Source organism: Paenirhodobacter ferrireducens (genome assembly GCF_004022265.1).
GTDB lineage: Bacteria > Pseudomonadota > Alphaproteobacteria > Rhodobacterales > Rhodobacteraceae > Rhodobacter > Rhodobacter ferrireducens.
The window spans coordinates 16497-34802 of record NZ_SAVB01000002.1; the positions used below are offsets into that span (position 1 = coordinate 16497).

Here is an 18306-nt window from a genome sequence, read left to right on the forward strand (position 1 = left end):
ACTGTCTCCCGCCCCTGTTTACCGCGCGGGGGCGGGCGGGTATGTCCTTCAAAGCAGGGGACAGGAGAGGACGGATGAGCGGTGTCTACGGTCTGATCGGGGCCTGTCTTGCGAACCTTGGCGAGGCGGGTTGTGCAACGCATCTGCTCGATCTCGCGCAGCGCACCGGGGCGCGACAGGTGATGGTCTTTGACGTCCGTGCCGATCGCGCCCGCTGCCTGCTGTCGTGCAACTATTCGGCCGGTCATGTCGGCGAGGCGATGGCGGCGCATTACCTCGACGGCGCCTTCCGCCGCGATCCGCTGCTGGCCGAGCTTCTGTCGCTCGCCCCGGGATCGCTGCATCTGCGCGGGCTCGGGGCGGAGAGCGCGGGCGTCGATCCCGACTACTGGGAGGCGCTGTTCGCCCGGCCGGGGCTGGCGGGCAAGCTGAGCGTGCTGGCTGCGGGTGCGACCCGGCGCCTCTTCGTGAACTTCTATCATGGCGAGGGCGAGGCCGGGCGGCTCGATGCGGAGCTTGCCGAACTGGTCGGCCGGCTTGTGCTGCTCGATGCCGAGGCGCGCGCGCCTTCGGCCCTGCCGCCGGCCCTTGCCGCGCTGAGCGAGCGCGAGCGCGAGGTCTGTCTGGGGGTGCTGGCCGGCAAGAAGGCCGAGACGATCGCGGCCGAGCTGGCGCTGTCGCCCGCCACCGTCGCCACCTATCGCAAGCGTGCCTATGACAAGCTCGGCATCACCTCGCGCGGCGCGCTCTTCGCGATCTGCCGGCAGGACTGAGGGGGGCTTCGGTTCCGGCCGATCCCGCGCTAGGGTGGCGCCGCAACGACCCAGACGAGGATTTCCGATGCCCGCACCGCACAACCCCTTCAAGGCCCGGCTGAAGACCGGCGAGACGCAGATCGGCCTGTGGGTCTCGCTGGCCGATGCCTCGGTGGCCGAGCTTGCCGCGCATTGCGGCTTCGACTGGATGGTGATCGACGGCGAACACGGGCCGAACGGGTTGCGCGACGTGATGGACCAGCTGCGCGCGGTGGCCGAGCGCACCCATCCGGTGGTGCGGGTGCGCGACGACGACCGCGCGCGGATCAAGCAGATGCTCGACATCGGGGCGCAGACGATTCTGGTGCCGATGGTCGAAAGCGCCGAACAGGCGCGCGAGGCGGTGCGCTCGATGCTCTATCCGCCCGCGGGCGTGCGCGGCGTCGGCGCGATGCTCGGCCGCGCCACCGGCTATGGCGCGATCGGCGATTACCTTGCCACCGCGAATGACGAGGTCTGCCTGCTGGTGCAGGTCGAGAACCGCAAGGGCCTTGCCGCGCTCGACGAGATCCTGACGGTCGAGGGGGTGGACGGCGTCTTCATCGGTCCGGCCGATCTGACCGCCGACATGGGGCACGGCACGAACAGCGCCGCGCCCGAGGTGCAGGATGCGATCCGCGACGCGATCGCGCGCATCCGCGCCGCGGGCCGGGCGGCGGGGATCCTGTCGACCGATCCGGCGGTGGCCCGGCGCTATGCCGAGCAGGGCGTCGCCTTCCTGGCCGTCGGCACCGATGTCGGCGTGCTGGGCACCGGGCTGCGCGCCCTGCGCGCGGGCTTCTGACCTTCGGCCGGGCCTGCCGCGCGGGCGGGCCCGGCACGCGAAGCGCTCAGCCCCTCATTCCCGGCCCTCATTCCCCGGGCGCATCAACTCCGCCGGATTCGTCATTATGCAGGGCCGGCGGAAAAGGCGTATTCCGCTTCAGGCATCCACCTGACGCGGCACATACAGAATGACGTCTCCCCTCCTTCCGCTCTCGCTCCCCGGCATGGCCGGCGCCGCACGCCCCCTCCGGGTGCGGAGGAACGGGTGATCGGCGTGCCGCGGATCTGGCCCCGGACCGGGGCGCTGCCGCTGCACCGGATCGCCGGCGGGCTCGCCGTGGTGATGATCGGCGCGCTTGTCGCGGGGCAGGTGGGCGGGCGGTTCCTGCCCGGCCTTGGTTTTCTCGACTGGCTGGCGGCCGCGGCCGCGGTGATGCTCGCGCTGATCCGGTTGCCGCAGGTGCAGCGCATCGCGCGCCGCTTCGCGCTCGGTGCGCTGGTGGTGGCGGCGCTCGTCGCGATCCTTGCGCCCGAGGCGCTGCCGGCGATGCACCGCGCGCTGTTTCAGGGCACCGCCTTCTCGGCCTTCCTGACCACGCTTGGCCTGATCCGGGCGCCGGTGCGCGCCTCGAAGGTGATCGGCGCCGCGGCGGCGCGGCTTTTCGCCTATCCGGCGCGGCTGCGCGCCCTTGCGATGACCTTCGGCGCGCAGTTCCTGTCGGTGCTGTTCAACATCGGCACCATCGGCATGATGTCGGACATCGCCGCCGACCATGCCGCCCGTGCCAAGGCCGAGGGCAAGCCCGGCATCGACCCGGCGCCGGTGGCGCTGGCCGCGCTGCGCGGCACGCTGATGATGACGGTGTGGAACCCGATCGGCGTCGGCTTTGCCATCGTCACCTCGGCGATCCCGGGCCTCGATCCGGTGCTCTTCCTCGCGCTCAGCTTCGGCGCGGCGATGCTGGTCTCGGCGGGTGGTCTGCTGCTCGATCGTGGCGCGGGCGCCCCCGATCCCGAGCGCGAGGCGGTGCCGGGCGGGGACCGGGCGCTTGCCGCGATCCTTGCCGCGGTGGCGGGGCTGATTGCCGTCACCCTCGGGCTGCACCGGGCACTGGATGTCAGCTTTCTCACCGCCGCCTGTCTGGTGCTGCCGCTCCTTGCCGTCCTCTGGCCGCGCCTCGAGCCTGCGGCGCGCGGGGCAGGGGGGCAGCGCCCCCTCGACGCCCTCTCAGAAGCCTCCGCCACGATGGCGAACGAGGCGACGATCTTCCTCGCCGCGGCGGTGATCGGCGCGGGTGTCTCGGTCGCGCTGAACGCGCTTGGCGTCGGCGCGCTGATCGAGAGCGGCGCGCTGCCGGCGCTGGCCGTCATCCTCGGCTGCCTCGTGCTGATCCCGCTCGCCGGTGCCGCGATGATCCCGCATTCGATCGTGATGGTGCTGGCGGCGCAGCTCTTCGGCTCGGGCCCCGTGGGCGCCGCCCATCCGCTCGCCCTGGCCCTTGCGCTGTGCTTCGCCTGGGCGCTCGCCATCTCCGCCTCGCCGATCTCGGCGATGTCGATCATCACCGGCCGGGTTCTGGGCCTGCTGCCCGCCCGCGTCACCTTCGGCGTGAACCGCGCCTTCACCCTTTACGGGCTCGCGGCCGCCGCGGCGCTCGTCTGCCTGACCTATTTCCTCGAATAAAAGACCACAGGAAGGACCTCTCATGTCGCTTGCACCCGAAACCCGGAGCCTGCTCGAAGCCCTTGGCGTTGATGCCGCGCGCACCACGGCCGGCACGATGCCGAGCTTCTCGCCGGTGACCGGCGAAGAGATCGCCGCGCTGACCCCGGACACGCCCGAGACCGCCGCCGCCGCCGTCGCCCGCGCGAAGGAGGCCTTCAAGGCCTGGCGTCTGGTGCCCGCGCCGAAGCGCGGCGAGCTTGTCCGCCTGCTGGGCGAGGAACTGCGCGCCGACAAGGTGGCGCTTGGCAAGCTCGTTTCGATCGAAGCCGGCAAGAGCCCGTCCGAGGGCCAGGGCGAAGTTCAGGAGATGATCGACATCTGCGATTTTGCCGTGGGCCTCAGCCGTCAGCTCTACGGCCTGACCATCGCCACCGAACGCCCCGGCCACCGGATGATGGAGACCTGGCATCCGCTTGGCGTCGTCGGCGTCATCACCGCCTTCAACTTCCCGGTCGCGGTCTGGGCCTGGAACAGCGCGCTGGCCTTCGTGTGCGGCGATGCGGTGATCTGGAAACCGTCGGAAAAGACCCCGCTCACCGCGCTTGCCTGCGAGGCGATCCTCGCCCGTGCGCTCGCCCGTTTCGGTGCGGCGCCCGAGAACCTGAGCCAGGTGCTGATCGGGGCGGGCGATGTCGGCAACGTGCTGGTCGAAAGCCCGGACGTGGCGCTGATCTCGGCCACCGGCTCGACCCGGATGGGCCGCATCGTCGGGCCGAAGGTGGCGGCGCGCTTCGGCCGCTCGATCCTCGAACTCGGCGGCAACAACGCCGGCATCGTCTGCCCCTCGGCCGATCTCGACATGACGCTGCGCGCGGTGGCCTTCGGCGCCATGGGCACGGCGGGCCAGCGCTGCACCACGATGCGCCGCCTCTTCGTGCATGAAAGCGTTTATGACGCGCTGGTGCCGCGGCTGATCAAGGCCTATGCGAGCGTCACCGTCGGCAACCCGCTCGAAACCCAGGCCCTGGTCGGCCCGCTGATCGACAGGCAGGCCTTCGACGCGATGCAGGCCGCGCTTGCGGCGGCGCGCGCGGCGGGCGGCACGGTGCATGGCGGCGCGCGCGAGGCGATCGGCTCGGACGCGGCCTATTACGTGCACCCGGCGCTGGTCGAGATGCCCGAACAGGCGGGCCCCGTGCTCGAGGAAACCTTCGCGCCGATCCTCTATGTGATGAAATACAGCGATTTCGACGCGGTGCTCGAGGCGCATAATGCCGTCGGCGCCGGCCTCAGCTCGTCGATCTTCACCCTCGACCTGCGCGAGATGGAGACCTTCCTGTCGGCGCGCGGCTCGGATTGCGGCATCGCCAACGTCAACATCGGCACCTCGGGCGCCGAGATCGGCGGCGCCTTCGGCGGCGAGAAGGAAACCGGCGGTGGCCGCGAAAGCGGGTCGGATGCGTGGAAGGGCTACATGCGCCGGGCCACGAACACGATCAACTTCTCGCGCGAGCTGCCGCTTGCCCAGGGCGTCACCTTCGACATCGACTGAGGCCGGAAATGACCGTTCACATGCCTGAAACGGCCGGGTTCGTCCCGGCCGATCGGATCGCCACGCTTGGCGTGTCCGAGATCCTGCAGATCGGGGCGCGGGCCGCGGCGATGAAGCGCGCGGGCCGGCCGACGATCATCCTCGGTGCGGGCGAGCCCGATTTCGACACGCCCGAGCACGTCAAGGCCGGTGCCGCGCAGGCGATGGCCGAGGGGCGGACGAAATACACCGCGCTCGACGGCACGCCCGAGCTGAAGGCGGCGATCGCCGAGAAGTTCCGCCGCGAGAACGGCGTCGACTATCCGGTCGGCGCGATCACCGTCGCCGCGGGCGCGAAGCAGATCCTGTTCAACGCACTGATGGCGAGCCTGAACCCGGGCGACGAGGTGATCCTCCCGACGCCGTGCTGGACCTCGTATTTCGATATCGTGCGGATCGCCGGCGGGGTGCCGGTGGCGGTGCCCTGCGACGGTGCGCAGGGGTTCCGGCTGAGCCCCGGGGATCTGGCCGCGGCGATCACCCCGCGCAGCCGCTGGGTGATCCTGAATTCACCCTCAAACCCGACGGGCGCGGCCTATGCCGAGGCCGATTATCGCCCGCTCCTCGATGTGCTGCTTGCCCATCCGCGGCTGTGGCTGCTGGTCGACGACATGTACGAGCACATCACCTATGATGGCTTCCGCTTCGTCACCCCCGCGGCGCTCGAACCGCGGCTGAAGGACCGGATCCTGACGGTGAACGGCGTCTCCAAGGCCTATGCGATGACCGGCTGGCGGATCGGCTATGCCGGCGGGCCCGAGGCGCTGATCCGGGCGATGGCGGTGGTGCAGAGTCAGTCGACCTCCTGTCCGAGCTCGATCAGCCAGGCGGCGGCACTGGCGGCGCTGACCGGGCCGCAGGAGCTTCTGGCCGAGCGTGCCGAGAGCTTCCGGCGCCGCCGCGATCTGGTCGTCGCAGGGCTGAACGCGATCGCGGGGATCGAGTGCCGGGTGCCCGAGGGGGCGTTCTACACCTTCGCCTCCTGTGCCGGGCTGATCGGGGCGGTGACGCCCTCGGGCCGGGTCATCGACTGCGATCGCGCCTTCTGCGCCTGGCTGCTCGAGGAGGCCGACGTGGCGATGGTGCCGGGGGCGGCCTTCGGCCTTTCGCCCTATTTCCGGATCTCCTACGCCACCTCCGAGGCCGAGCTGCACGAGGCGCTCGCACGCATCACCCGGGCCTGCGCCACGCTGACGCGGCCGCACTGAGGCCACCCGGGAGGCGCCGCCCCCCGTGCGGTCAGCGGAAAGGGACGATCTGGCGCGGTCTCTGCACGAGGCGCGCGGGGTCTTGCAAAAGGCGCGCCGCCTGTTTCAGGGGGCGCGTCAGCTCGCGGTGAAGCTTGCCAAGCAGGCTTTTCGGCTTTGGGCTAGGCGTCAGGCCACGATAGGTCTCGCTGATCTGCGAGCCGAGCCGGGTGGCATCCGGGGTCAGCCGGTCGTCCTGGATGCAGATCGCCGGGCAGAGCTGCCAGGGCGCGAAGCGCAGACCATATTGCGCGGGATTGAAGATCAGGTGATCGACCGGAACATCGAGCTGCCGCGAGCGTGCAAGCAGCTGTTGCGCTGCCGGGCGGCTCAGCACATAGGCGGCCGCGCCGAGGTGAAGCCCGTCGAGCCGGCGCAAGAGCCGGTCCTGCGCCGCAAGCGCCTGTCTCGAGAGCAGCGTCTTCGACAGCAGCGTTTCGAGCTTGACCAGCTCGACCCCGGGCGGGATCCACGACCCATCGCGCAGGAAGGCGGGAGCGCCCGGGGCGAAATGCACGTCGTCTTCGAAGACGGCGCCGAACGGTTCGTCGCCCGCCGCGATGCGCTTCCAGCATTCCCGGTGGCTCAGGAAGCAGGCGATTTCCGCCTCGATCCAGGGCCGCCGCATCAGGTTGCCGATATTCACCTCGGGGTCGCGATCGGGGATCTCGTCGATGCGCACGGCGCGCATGCGGCTGGCGCTGAGCCCCATCGCGGCGAAGGAGGTCTCCATCCAGTCGCGCCGCGCCGTCGCCTCGTCGAGGTTGATATACTGGCAGATCATCGCATGTCTTTCTGAAATCAGTTTCGAATCAAGGAACTCGGGCCGAAAAAGAGAATCCTGAGGCGTCGTCGGAACGGCGCGGCGGGCCCGCATTGAGGGCTCCCGGAAGGGGTGTTCCCGGCGACCGCAAACATACACGGTTTCTGTATTTTTGGCCGGTTCCGATGTCAACGGGCGGCACCCGGAAGCCCGGCCTCGAATAGGGGCGCGGGGCGGCACGTGGGCACCCCCGCTGCGCTTGCCCACCCTGTCCCTTATGTGCGCTCAGGCGGCAAGCACCACGAGCCAGGCCGACGCCACCGAGATCGCGGTGAACATCACCATTGCCGAGCCCACGTCCTTTGCCTTTCGCGCCATGTCGCTGCGTTCCGGGCTGATCCGGTTCACGATGGTTTCAATCGCGGTATTGGCCAGCTCTGCCGCCAGCACCAGGAACCCGAGCGCGATGATCAGCGCCCGTTCGCCGCTGCTCATGTGCACCACGAGGGCGAGCGTGACCGAGATCGTCTGCGCCACGGTCCATTGCCGCAGCGACTTCTCGGTGGCCCAAGCGGCGATCCAGCCATTCCACGACCAGGTGGCGGTGTTGTGAAGCCGCCAGAGCTCGGATGAAAGGAAGCGTAGCATTTTCCCCTCCTGATCCTCTGGGCGAAGGGTAAGCGCGCCGGCCGGGGCGGGCCAGAAGTTTCTGCACCGGCGGCGACGGTGTCGCAGCGGCGGGGCGGCGCGCAGCGGCAGGCCGGAGCTGTGCAGCCGATCCGGCCGCGGGCCGCCGCGGCACTTGATTCGCCCGAAGCCGAGCTCCGGACGGTCCTTTTCGGCACCTTCGGTGCGCGGGGGAACATCTTGCGAAACAAAGAGATTTCCCTTGTTTCCCTGGGGTTTTTCAAGCGGTGAAAATCCTTGCATGAAACTGTCATTCAGGGGTTGCGTTCTGCGCCGGAAAGAACGATTAAGGCGTCGGACCGGTAGCTCAGTGGTAGAGCAGCTGACTCTTAATCAGCGGGTCGAGGGTTCGAAACCCTCCCGGTTCACCAAATCCCCTTTCGTGAAAATCATAGCCGAAAGCCGGAGCCGCGCGGCTTCGGGCCGGAGTTTCGCCGCTCGTGTGGTCGGGCAGGGGGCGTGCACGGACGAGTCCCTGCCGGCGCAATTGCGCGGCCGAAATCTTGGGGTTGCGTTCCGCGCCGGAAAGAACGATTAAGGCGCCGGACCGGTAGCTCAGTGGTAGAGCAGCTGACTCTTAATCAGCGGGTCGAGGGTTCGAAACCCTCCCGGTTCACCAAACTCCCCTTTCTTGAAAATCACGGCCGAAAGGCCACCCCGCGGGGCCGCGGAGTGCCGATCAGCGCTGTGCGGCGGAGGGCGTCGTGCAGCTCAGAACCACTGCACGTCGCCGTCCTCGATCGGGGGCTCGGCCGGGGGGGCGGCGTGCGGCGCGGCGGCAGCCGGGCCGGGCAGGGCGAGAGCGTGAATCAGCCCCTGCAGCCGGAGCTGCGACAACAGCGGCCGCGAGTCGGCCTGCAGCTCCTGCGGGATCTCGCGCGACAGGGCCGCCATCAGCCGCCCGAGATCCTCGAGAGCCTGGGTGATCCGGTCGAGCCGTTGCAGGCCGCGGATCGCCGCCGGGTCGGTATGCTCGGCAAAATGGCACAGCGAAAGGGCGAGCTGCACCTCGCCCGAAAGCTGCGCGAGCCCGTCGAGCTCTGCCGCGATGCGCGCGGCGAGGGCATCGAGTGCAAGCGCACCCGCGACCGAAAACCCGGGATCCGCCGACGGACGCATGGTCACAGCCTTCCCACCACGGCCTCGATGCAGGCGCGCAGCTCGGCAGGCGTGAAGGGTTTCTTCAGGAAGTTGTTCATCCCGAATCTGCGGCCGAGGTCGATCACCGCGCTGTCGGCGCGGCCGGTGATCAGGATGAAGCCAACGCCCTTGGTGCGGGCGTTGGCCCGCAGCGCCTGCAGCAGCTGCAGCCCGTCCATCCCGGGCATGTTGTAATCCGAGATCACCAGATGCGCCGGCGCCGTCTCGATCGTCTGCAGCGCCCCCGGCCCGTCGGTCGCGTGGCCGACCTGGCGAATCCCCATGCCGTCGAGCGCCTGCATGATCAGCCCGCGGCTCGTCGACATGTCGTCCACCACGAGGACACGCAGCTGGTCTCTCAATGCCATTCCGTTTCTCCGTTCGCTGCCGGGCGGTCCGGCAGCCTGTAGGTTGTAAGGCCCGCGGTCTCGAGCCGGCTGTCGGCACAGGTGATCCGTTCCGAATGGCCGACGAAGATCCAGCCGCCGGGCTCGAGCAGGTCCTCGAACCGGGCCCAGAGCCGCGCCTGCGCTTCCGGATCGAAGTAGATGACCACGTTGCGGCAGAAGATGATGCTGAAGCGCCCCTTCATCGGCCAGGGGGCGTGCAGGTTCAGCTCGCGGAAGGTGACCATCCGGCGCAGGCTGTCGATCACCTGAAAGCCCGCGGGCACCGGGCGGAAGAAGCGTTCGCGCAGCGCCGGCGGCACGGTGTCGAGCAGGGGCCGATCATAGATCGCCTCCTGTCCGCAGGCGATCATCCGCGGGTCGATGTCGGTCGCGAGGATGCGGATGTCGAGCGCCTCCAAATCGGGGGCAAGCTCGGCCAGCACCATCGCGATCGAGAACGCCTCCTGGCCGTTCGAGGAGCCGGCCGACCAGATCCGGACCCGCCCGCCGGCCCGCGCCCGGGCGATCAGCGGCGGCAGGGCGTGGCTGCGCAGCAGCTCGAAGTGGTGCTTCTCGCGGAAGAAATGGGTGACGTTGGTGGTGAGGGCCGAGATCATCGCGCTCAGCTCGTCGCCGCCCCTGTCGGAGGTGACGAGCGCCAGATAGCTGCGATAGTCGCGGATGCCGAGATGGCGCAACCGCTTGCCGAGCCGCGACTGCACCATCGCCGCCTTGCCCGGCGCGAGTACGATGCCGGCGCGGCGATGCAGGATGTCGGCGATGGCGTGCAGGTCCGTCTCGGTCGGAAGATCCGGCGCGATCAGGCGGAAGCTGGTCATCTCAGGCCGCCTCGGCCGACTGATCGGGCAGCACCGCACGCAGATCGAGAACCCGGATCATCCGGCCGTCGACGATGGTCAGCGCCTCGATGAAGCTCTGCTCCTCGTCGGCAAGCAGATCGGGCGGCGGCTGCAGCTCGCTGCGCGGCAGCGACAGGATGTCGGAGACGGCATTGACAAGCAGGCCGGTGGTCTGGCTGCCGACCTGGACGACGATGATGACATTGCGCGAATCGCCCGGCACCGGCGCCATGCCGAGCCGCACCGAGAGATCGACCACCGGCAGCACCGTGCCGCGCAGGTTGATGACGCCGCGCACATGCGGCGGGGCATGCGGCAGGGGCGTCGCGCGGGTCCAGCCGCGGATCTCGCGCACCGACATAATGTCGACGCTGTATTCCTCGTCGGCGAGGCGGAAGGACAGAAGCTCGACTTCGGCCGAGGGGCTTTCGGGGGTGGACATGGCGGTCATCCTGCAAGGGCGAGTTGGCTGATCCGGGTGCGGCCGGAGGCGGTCTGGACAAGGTCGGCGGTGTCGAGGATCAGGGCGATGCGGCCATTGCCGAGGATCGTCGCCGCGGCGACGCCCGGAATGCGGCCATAGGCCTGCTGCAAACCCTTGATCACCACCTGCCGCTGCTCGTGGATCGCATCGACGATCAGTGCGGCGCGCGAGCCGTCCTCCTGTGCGGTGAGCAGCACGACGGCGCCCTCGTAGGACGGCAGCGGCGCGCGGTAGCCGAGTTCGGCGCCGAGGTCGTAAAGCGGCACGAAGGCACCGCGCAGATGGATCACGTTCGTCTGTGGCCCGAGCGCGCGGATGTCGCCCGCGGCGAGCGTCGCGGTCTCGAGGATCGAGGAGAGCGGCACCACCAGCGTCTCGTCGGCGACCGAGACCACCATCCCGTCGAGTACGGCAAGCGTCAGCGGCAGTGAGATCGAGAAGCGGGTGCCCGCGCCAGGCGCCGACTGGATCGTGACGCGGCCGCCGAGCGACTGGATTGCCTGCCGCACCACGTCCATGCCGACGCCGCGACCGGACAGGGCCGAAACCTGACTCGCCGTCGAGAACCCGGGCAGGAACAACAGGTTGTCAATCTCCGCATCGGTCAGTGCGGCATCGGCCGGGATCAGGCCACGGGCCAGTGCGATCTCGCGCACCTTCGGGCGGTTGATGCCGGCGCCGTCATCGGCGACCTCGATCACGATCCGGCCCGAGCGGTGCTGCGCGGTCAGCGAGATCACCCCCTCGGCAGGCTTGCCGGCGGCAAGCCGCAGCTCGGGGGTCTCGAGCCCATGGTCGACGGCGTTGCGGATCATGTGGGTGAGCGGCTCGGCCAGGCGCTCGATCACCGTCTTGTCGACCTCGGTCGTCTCGCCCTCGGTATGCAGGCGCACCTCCTTGCCAACGGCGGCCGAGGCCTCGCGCACGATCCGCGCCATGCGCTGGAACAGCGGCTTGACCGGCTGCGCGCGGATCATCATCACGCTGTCCTGCAGGTCGCGGGTGAGCATCATGAAGGCCTCGAGCCCGGTCATCACCGCCGAATTCGGCGGCAGTCCGGCCTCGGCCACGCTTTGCGCCAGCATCGCCTGGTTGATCACCAGCTCGCCCACCAGGTTCACCAGCCGGTCGATGCGGTCGAGATCGACCCGCACCGTGGCCGAGACCTCGGCCGGCGGCGCGTGCCGCCCGGAGGTCTCGCGTGGCGGCGCAGCGGCCGGCGTGGCGGCGGGCAGCGGGGCCGCGTCAACGATCGCGGCATCGACGGGGGCGGGCGGCACCTGTGGCGCTGCGGGCGCTTCGGCGGCGCAGCCGGGGACACCGGCCGGTGCCACCGCAGGGGGCTCCGCACCCGTCCCGGTCTCGCGCGCGATCTCGAGCGCGCAGACATCCTCGACGAAATCGAAGACCTCGCGGATCTCCGCCTCGGCGATCTCGCCCGGAAGCGTGATCCGCCAGGCGAGCAGGGCGGCCTCGGGGGGCAGCGCGTCGAGCGGCGGCACCGCGGTCGTGTCGCACGCGACCTCGGCCGAGCCGAGCGCGGCGAGCGCCCGCAGCAGATGCAGCGGCTCGTTGCCCGAGGCATAGAGTGCATCGGTCGGGCGGAAACGGATCACCCAACGCGCCGGCGCGGCGGGCTCGTCAAGGGCGTCGAAGTCGAAGGACAGGGTGATCGGCTGGAAATCGAGCGCGATCGGCTGGAAGTCGGGGGGGGGCTCGGCGGTCTCCCCGCCGCCACCGATCAGCGCTTCGAGCGTGCGCAACACCTCCTCCGCGCCTTCGGGCGGCGGCGCGCCGTCGCGCGCGGCGCGGACATGGTCCTGCAGCAGGTCGGCGGCCTGGAAGAAGCTGCGCACCGCCTCGGGCGTGGCTTCGAGCTGGCCCGAGCGCAGCGCGTCAAGCACGGTCTCGTAGCGGTGCGCGAAGGCGACGAGCGCATCGAGCCCGAAGGCCCCGGCACCGCCCTTGATCGAATGCACGGCGCGGAAGACGGTGTTCACCGTCTCGCTGTCGGTGCGGCCATCTTGCAGGAGAACAAGCGAATCCTGCAGGCTTTCCAGCAGTTCCTCGCATTCGACGAAGAATCCTGCCCGGATCTCCGCCATCGGATCGGTTGCCATCGCGCCCTCCCTCAGCCCGCGACCATGTGCAGCGCCTTGACCAGCTTCGGCGGGTCGAAGGGTTTCACGATCCAGCCGGTGGCGCCGGCGGCGCGGGCGCGGGCCTTCAGCTCGGGCGCTGATTCCGTCGTCAGCACCAGGATCGGCGTGGCGCGGTGGCGGTCCTGGCGGCGCACCGCCTCGATGAAGCCGAAGCCGTCGAGGCGCGGCATGTTGATGTCCGAAATGATCGCGTCGGGCTCGATGTCCTTCAGCACCTCGAGCCCCTGCACCCCATCCTCGGCGAGGTGCAGGGTGATCCCGGCCTCGCCAAGCGCGAGGCGCAGCATGTCGCGGATGGTGCGGCTGTCGTCGACGGCAAGCACGGTCAGGGTCATGCGACGCCCTCCGACTGCAGTGCGGCGAGCGGCAGACCGAAGAGGACGAGGGCGTCGTCGAAGGCGGCCGAACGCGGGGCGATGATCAGCGACAGTCCGGCGGCCCGCCAGCTTCGGGCGGCAGCAAGCAGGATCTGCAGCCCGAGAGCGCCGAGGTGGGTCACATGGCCGGCATCGAGCACGAGATCCCGGCCCTCGCAGGCGCGGATCTCGGCACAGGCATGCCCGGCATGCAGCAGGTCGAGCCGGGGGCCGAGCGCAAGAGTGGTCATGCGCCCCCCACGGAAAAGATGGTCAGAAGGCAGCTCACCTATTCCCCTTTCATTCCAGCATGAAAGAGGCATAGCGCCGAGCGGTTAAGATTGCCTTGACGCCGCCCGGCGTGGCGGGGTCAGCCGCGCCGGGCCTGCAGATAGGCCGCGCAGCCGGCAAGAGCGGCATAGTCGTCCTCGATCACCGCCACCGGGAAGGCGGCGAGGAAGTCGGAAAATCGCCCCTTGTCGTGCAGCGCCGTGGCAAAGCCGGTCTCCGCAAGATGGGGCGCGACGGCGCGGGCGACGCCGCCGCACAGGTAGACGCCGGCGAAGGGCAGGTGAATCAGCGCGAGGTCGCCGACGATGCCGGCAAGCAGCCGCACGAAGATTCGCAGTGTGGCGCGGGCGAGCATGTCGCCGGTCGCGATCGCGGTCACGATCGAGGCGGCATCGCGCGGCGCGCCATGCCCGGTTTCGGCGCGCAGGAAGGCGTGGATCGCCGCAAGGCCGCGCCCGGACAGCGCATCCTCGACCGAGGCGAAACCGTGGCCGGCCGCAAGAAACTGCATCAGGCGCAGGTCTTCGTCGCTGCGCACGGGCAAGGTGACATGGCCGCATTCCGAAGCCACGACCAGGCGGCCGCCGGGCGTTTCATGCACCGGCGCGGCATTGAAGCCGGTGCCGACGCCGATCACCAGAGCGCTTGCGCCGGGGGCGGCGGGCGCGCCGGGCAGGATCTGGCGCAGCGCCCCGGGGGCAAGGGTGCCAAGCGCATGGCCCTGTGCCTGCAGGTCGTTCAGCACCGCGACGCGCGTGGCGCCGGTGGCCGTCGCGACCGTCTCGGGGGTGATGCGCCAGTCGAGATTGGTCATCACCGCCACGCCCGCGCGGACCGGCCCCGCGGCCGCGACGCAGGCACCGGCGACCGGCCCCGCGCCGGCCTCGGCGAGATAACCCGCAAGGATCGGTTCGAGGGCCGGGTGATGGTCGTTCGGATAGCGGCGGATTGTGTCGGGCAGAAGCCGGCCCTCGCGCGCCAGGGCGACGCGGGTATTGGTGCCGCCGATATCGGCCAGAAGGGTCAGGGACATCTCAGCGCTCCAGCGCTCGCGCCCAAGCATGCCACGACGCCTTGGGGCTGCGTTTCAGGGTTTTGAAATCGACATGGACGAGGCCGAAGCGCTTGTCATAGCCGAGCGCCCATTCGTAATTGTCGAGCAGCGACCAGCTCATGTAGCCCGCCAGCGGCACGCCCTCGGCAATGGCGCGGCGGCAGGCCTCAAGGTGCTCGGCGTAATAGGCGATGCGGCCGGCGTCGGAGCAGGTGCCATCTGCCAGCGCGTCGGGCGCGGCCATACCGTTCTCGGTGACGTAAAGCGGCAGCGTGCCGGTATAGTCGCGCGCGACACGGGTGAGGAAGGCATGCAGCCCCTCGGGATAGATCTCCCAGCCCATGTCGGTCTTCGGCAACGGTCCCTCCACTTCGCGATGCGCCGGCCAGGGGCCGTCGCAGGGGGCGATGCGCTTGCAGGTATAGTAGTTCAGACCGAACCAGTCGAGCGGCGCGCCGATCGTGGCGAAATCGTCCTGCCAGCCCTCGGGCAGATGCGGCGCAAAGCCCTCGAGCACCTCGTCGGGGTAGCGGCCGAGCATCATCCCCTCGATGAAGAAGCGGTTGTAATAGGCATCATAGAGCTGCGCGGCAGACCTGGCCTCGGGGCTGTCGTCGGCGGGGTGGGCATATTCGAAATTGCACACCGCGCCGAGGTTGCCCATCCCCTCGGCCCGCATCACCGAGATCGCCTGTCCATGCGCCAGCAGGATGTGGTGCATTGCCCGCGCCGTCGCGCGGATATCGCGCAGGCCGGGCGCATGGGCGCCAAGGAAATGGCTCTGCCAGCCCACGCACCAGGGCTCGTTGATCGGCGCGGCGGACCAGACCCGGTCGCCGAGCCGGCGCGCGATCACCTGGGTGAACTCGGCAAACCATTGTGCCACGTCGCGGTTGCGCCAACCGCCCAGATCGGCGAGCGCCGAGGGCATCTCCCAGTGATAGAGGGTCAGTGCGGGTTTGATGCCGCGTTCGAGCAGGCCGTCGACGAGCCGGTCGTAGAAATCGAGCCCCCCGGCATTCACCGCCCCGCGCCCTTCGGGCATCACCCGTGCCCAGGAGGTCGAGAAACGGTAAAGGTCGAAGCCCGCATCGGCCACCAGGTCGAGATCCTCGGCCCAGCGGTGGTAATGGTCGCAGGCGACGGCCCCGTTCTCGGCCCGCGCGACATTGCCCGGGGTGGCGGCGAAGCTGTCCCAATGCGTCGGGCCCGCGCCGCCGAAGCGGTGCCCCTCGATCTGATAGGAGGAGGTCGCGGTTCCGAACAGGAAGCCTTCGGGGAAGTCTCTGCGGCCTGGCAGCATCTTTTGTCCTTCAGTCGATCGTCTCGGGGCGGCGCGGGGCCGGGCCGGTCGAGGCGCCGACGACCAGCGTCGCTTCCATCAGGTCGGTTTCGGGCGCGCCGGCGCCGCTCTCGATCCGGCGCAGCAGCATCGCCGCGCAGCGCCGCCCGGCCTCGCGCACCGAGGAGCGGGTGGCGGTGAAGATCGGCTCGTCGGTGCCGTTGCGCAGATAGCCGAGTTCGTCGTCATGGGTGACGATCGAGACATCGCGCCCCATCCGCAGGCCCCGCTCCCACAGCGCGCGCCGCACCCCGATGGCGGAGAGGAACGAGGCGGTGAGGACCGCGGTCGGCGGATCGGGCAGGGTAAGCATGTCGCGCATCACGTCATGGCCCTGCGCCTCGGTCATCTCGCCCGCGACCATCAGCGCGGGGTCGGCTGCAAGCCCGCGGGCGGCCAGCGCGCGCTCGAACCCATGCCGGCGGCGGGCGGCGAAATCCATCGTCTCGATCCCGTTCACCAGCGCGATGCGGCGATGCCCGAGGTCGAGCAGGAAGCTCGTCGCGCGCTCGAAGGCGCGGGTGTTGTTGACGTCGACCCAGGAATAGCCGGGGTCGGCGCCGAGCGAGCGGCCATGCACGACGAAGGGCAGGCCCAGCTCCTCGAGCAGCGGCAGTCGTGCATCATGTACCTTCGGCCCGTGCACGATGATGCCGTCGACATTGCCCTTCGAGCGGACCTCGCGATAGGCGCGCTCCTCGTCGCTGTCGGGGACGATGGTCAGCACCATGTCATAGCCGGCGCGTGCATAGACCTCGCCGGCGCCGGCGATGAAATCGGCGAAGACCGGGTTGACGATCTCGTGCCGGGTCGAAAGCGGGATGATATGGCCGATCGCCATCGCGCGGCCGGTGGCCAGGCGCTTGGCCTGGGTGTTCGGGCGGTAGTTGTAATGCCGCGCCGCCTCGGCCACGCGCAGCCGCGTCGCCTCCGAAACCTCGGGGTAGCCGTTCAGCGCACGGCTGACGGTGGTGGGCGACAGGCCCAGTTCCTCGGCGAGTTGCTTGAGGTTCATCTGCGGGCATCCGTGACAAGTGTGACTTGGTGGCGCGTTGGCATCCAAACCGCTTTGAATGATCGGCACGTTAGCGCTGCCTGTGAGGCGCGTCAATCGGATGCGGTGCCGCAAGGTGCCATGCTGCATCTGCACAATAACCCCTTTGATTACAGTGCAGTTGCGGCATTTCATTCGGTTGACTTTCACGTCGCGATACCTGAGCTTTCAGCATCCAAAGCGCTTTGACGTCGAGTCGTCAGGGCAGGGCGAGAGCACGTTGATCGGCAGGGGCGAAAGCCCGGATTTCGGGAGGAATGCATGAGGAAAAGCCTTTATCTCGGCGTGGCGCTGATCGCGCTCGCCGCCTCGGCCGCCGGCGCGGGCGAGCTGAAATTCGCCCCCGGTTCGGACGACCGCTTCGACTGGGCCAGCTATGACGCGCTGGCGAAGATGGATCTGAAGGGCAAGAGGCTGACTGTGCTCGGCCCCTGGCTTGGGCCCGACCGCGACCTGTTCGAAAGCGTGATCGACTACTTCCGCGCAGCGACCGGGGCGGATGTGGAGTATTCGGGCTCGGACAGTTTCGAGCAGCAGATCGTCATCGACGCCGAGGCCGGCAGCCCGCCCGACATCGCGATCTTCCCGCAGCCGGGCCTTGCCGCCGATCTGGCGAAGAAGGGCCATCTGAAGCCGCTCGCCGATGGCACCGGGCAATGGATCCGGGACAATTACGCCGCGGGGGACAGCTGGGCCGCCTATGGCAGCTATGCCGGGCCGGACGGGCAGCACCACCAATATGCCTTCCCGTTCAAGGCCGATGTGAAATCGCTCGTCTGGTACGTGCCCGAAAATTTCGCTGATGCGGGCTATGAGATCCCGAAGACGATGGAAGAGCTCAAGGCGCTGACCGAGCAGATCGTCAAGGACGGCGGCACGCCCTGGTGCATCGGCATCGGTTCGGGCGGCGCCACCGGCTGGCCCGCGACCGACTGGGTCGAGGACCTGATGTTGCGCCTCAACACGCCGCAGGACTATGACGACTGGGTCTCGAACAAGCTGAAGTTCGACGATCCGAAGGTGGTGGCGGCGATCGAGGATTTCGGCTGGTTCGCGAAGACCGACAGCTTCGTCGCCGGCGGCACCGGCGCCGTCGCCTCGACCGACTTCCGCGACAGCCCGAAGGGGCTCTTCACCTCGCCGCCGCAGTGCTACATGCACAAGATGGCCTCCTTCATCCCGTCCTTCTTCCCGGAAGGCACGGTGATCGGCCAGGACGCCGACTTCTTCTACTTCCCGGCCTATGCCGACAAGGATCTGGGCCAGCCGGTGCTGGGCGCGGGCACGGTCTTTGCCAAGCTCAGCGACAACCCGGTGGGGGACGCCTTCATCGCCTTCCTCGAAAGCCCGATCGCGCATGAGGTCTGGATGGCGCAGACCGGCTTCGTCACGCCCTACAAGGGGGTGAACACTGATCTTTACGGCGATCCGACGCTGAAGAAGATGGGCGACATCCTGCTGGGCGCCACCACCTTCCGCTTCGACGGCTCCGACCTGATGCCCGGCGCGATCGGCGCGGGGGCGTTCTGGACCGGCATGGTCGACTATGTCGGCGGCAAGTCGGCCGCGGACGTGGCGGGGGCGATCCAGGCGACCTGGAATACACTGAAGTAAGCACGTCGGCCCCGCCGCGGTGCCGG

The 18306-nt window shown here is 69.2% G+C and carries 18 protein-coding genes and 2 tRNA genes; 8 read left to right on the forward strand and 12 right to left on the reverse strand.

Features of this window, described 5'->3' with window-relative positions; translation table 11 throughout:
* The first annotated feature begins 74 nt into the window (after positions 1-74).
* From EOW65_RS01565 to EOW65_RS01585, 5 genes are all read left to right on the forward strand, one after another.
* Positions 75-773 (forward strand): response regulator transcription factor, encoded by a 699-nt coding sequence (locus tag EOW65_RS01565; protein WP_164879957.1) that lies wholly within the window; start codon positions 75-77, stop codon positions 771-773.
* Between the two features lie 67 nt (positions 774-840).
* Positions 841-1599, forward strand: coding sequence for an HpcH/HpaI aldolase family protein (locus EOW65_RS01570; protein WP_128147266.1), 759 nt, complete (start codon positions 841-843; stop codon positions 1597-1599).
* Between the two features lie 246 nt (positions 1600-1845).
* Positions 1846-3264 carry a hypothetical protein gene (locus EOW65_RS01575; RefSeq protein ID WP_128147267.1) on the forward strand — a complete coding sequence of 473 codons (1419 nt, stop codon included), beginning with the start codon at positions 1846-1848 and terminating at the stop codon, positions 3262-3264.
* A 22-nt stretch (positions 3265-3286) separates the two neighbouring features.
* Entirely contained in the window at positions 3287-4798 is a 1512-nt protein-coding gene (gene amaB, locus EOW65_RS01580) for an L-piperidine-6-carboxylate dehydrogenase (protein WP_128147268.1), read from the forward strand.
* Between the two features lie 8 nt (positions 4799-4806).
* Positions 4807-6045 carry a pyridoxal phosphate-dependent aminotransferase gene (locus EOW65_RS01585; RefSeq protein WP_128147269.1) on the forward strand — a complete coding sequence of 413 codons (1239 nt, stop codon included), beginning with the start codon at positions 4807-4809 and terminating at the stop codon, positions 6043-6045.
* 31 nt (positions 6046-6076) lie between these two features.
* Here EOW65_RS01585 and EOW65_RS01590 read toward each other — a convergent pair whose 3' ends face one another.
* Together EOW65_RS01590 and EOW65_RS01595 are read right to left on the reverse strand one after the other, a co-directional pair.
* Positions 6077-6868, reverse strand: a complete 792-nt coding sequence (locus tag EOW65_RS01590) for a glycosyltransferase family 25 protein (RefSeq protein ID WP_164879958.1) — start codon at positions 6866-6868, stop codon at positions 6077-6079.
* 264 nt (positions 6869-7132) lie between these two features.
* Positions 7133-7495 (reverse strand): diacylglycerol kinase, encoded by a 363-nt coding sequence (locus EOW65_RS01595; RefSeq protein ID WP_128147271.1) that lies wholly within the window; start codon positions 7493-7495, stop codon positions 7133-7135.
* Positions 7496-7830: 335 nt separating this feature from the next.
* Between EOW65_RS01595 and EOW65_RS01600 the strand changes: the two genes are divergently transcribed.
* Together EOW65_RS01600 and EOW65_RS01605 are read left to right on the forward strand one after the other, a co-directional pair.
* Positions 7831-7905 (forward strand) — tRNA-Lys (locus EOW65_RS01600).
* 173 nt (positions 7906-8078) lie between these two features.
* Positions 8079-8153, forward strand: a tRNA-Lys gene (locus EOW65_RS01605).
* Between the two features lie 92 nt (positions 8154-8245).
* Here the strand turns inward: EOW65_RS01605 and EOW65_RS01610 are convergent.
* From EOW65_RS01610 to EOW65_RS01655, 10 genes are all read right to left on the reverse strand, one after another.
* The gene (locus EOW65_RS01610; protein ID WP_128147272.1) at positions 8246-8659 is read right to left on the reverse strand and encodes a hypothetical protein; all 414 of its coding nucleotides are present in this window, start codon (positions 8657-8659) and stop codon (positions 8246-8248) included.
* Complete coding sequence (locus tag EOW65_RS01615) at positions 8656-9042, reverse strand: response regulator (protein WP_128147273.1); 387 nt, start codon at positions 9040-9042, stop codon at positions 8656-8658. Before EOW65_RS01615 ends, EOW65_RS01610 begins: the two co-directional genes overlap by 4 nt.
* The gene (locus EOW65_RS01620; protein WP_128147274.1) at positions 9033-9902 is read right to left on the reverse strand and encodes a CheR family methyltransferase; all 870 of its coding nucleotides are present in this window, start codon (positions 9900-9902) and stop codon (positions 9033-9035) included. Before EOW65_RS01620 ends, EOW65_RS01615 begins: the two co-directional genes overlap by 10 nt.
* Position 9903: 1 nt before the next feature.
* Positions 9904-10374 (reverse strand): chemotaxis protein CheW, encoded by a 471-nt coding sequence (locus tag EOW65_RS01625; RefSeq protein ID WP_128147275.1) that lies wholly within the window; start codon positions 10372-10374, stop codon positions 9904-9906.
* Positions 10371-12527, reverse strand: coding sequence for a chemotaxis protein CheA (locus tag EOW65_RS01630; RefSeq protein ID WP_128147276.1), 2157 nt, complete (start codon positions 12525-12527; stop codon positions 10371-10373). The genes EOW65_RS01625 and EOW65_RS01630 overlap by 4 nt, the downstream gene beginning before the upstream one ends.
* An 11-nt stretch (positions 12528-12538) precedes the next feature.
* On the reverse strand, positions 12539-12904 hold the full coding sequence (locus tag EOW65_RS01635) for a response regulator (protein WP_113898750.1): 366 nt from the start codon (positions 12902-12904) through the stop codon (positions 12539-12541).
* A complete protein-coding gene (locus EOW65_RS01640) occupies positions 12901-13176 on the reverse strand; it encodes an STAS domain-containing protein (RefSeq protein ID WP_128147277.1) in 276 nt (91 codons plus the stop codon). The genes EOW65_RS01635 and EOW65_RS01640 overlap by 4 nt, the downstream gene beginning before the upstream one ends.
* 119 nt (positions 13177-13295) lie before the next feature.
* Complete coding sequence (locus EOW65_RS01645) at positions 13296-14249, reverse strand: glucokinase (protein ID WP_240664443.1); 954 nt, start codon at positions 14247-14249, stop codon at positions 13296-13298.
* 1 nt (position 14250) lies between these two features.
* Entirely contained in the window at positions 14251-15573 is a 1323-nt protein-coding gene (locus EOW65_RS01650) for a GH1 family beta-glucosidase (RefSeq protein ID WP_128147279.1), read from the reverse strand.
* A gap of 10 nt (positions 15574-15583) precedes the next feature.
* The gene (locus tag EOW65_RS01655) at positions 15584-16627 is read right to left on the reverse strand and encodes a LacI family DNA-binding transcriptional regulator (protein WP_128147280.1); all 1044 of its coding nucleotides are present in this window, start codon (positions 16625-16627) and stop codon (positions 15584-15586) included.
* Between the two features lie 300 nt (positions 16628-16927).
* On the opposite strand from EOW65_RS01655, the gene EOW65_RS01660 reads away from it, so the two are divergent.
* Positions 16928-18280, forward strand: a complete 1353-nt coding sequence (locus tag EOW65_RS01660) for an ABC transporter substrate-binding protein (RefSeq protein WP_128147281.1) — start codon at positions 16928-16930, stop codon at positions 18278-18280.
* Positions 18281-18306 lie beyond the last annotated feature (26 nt).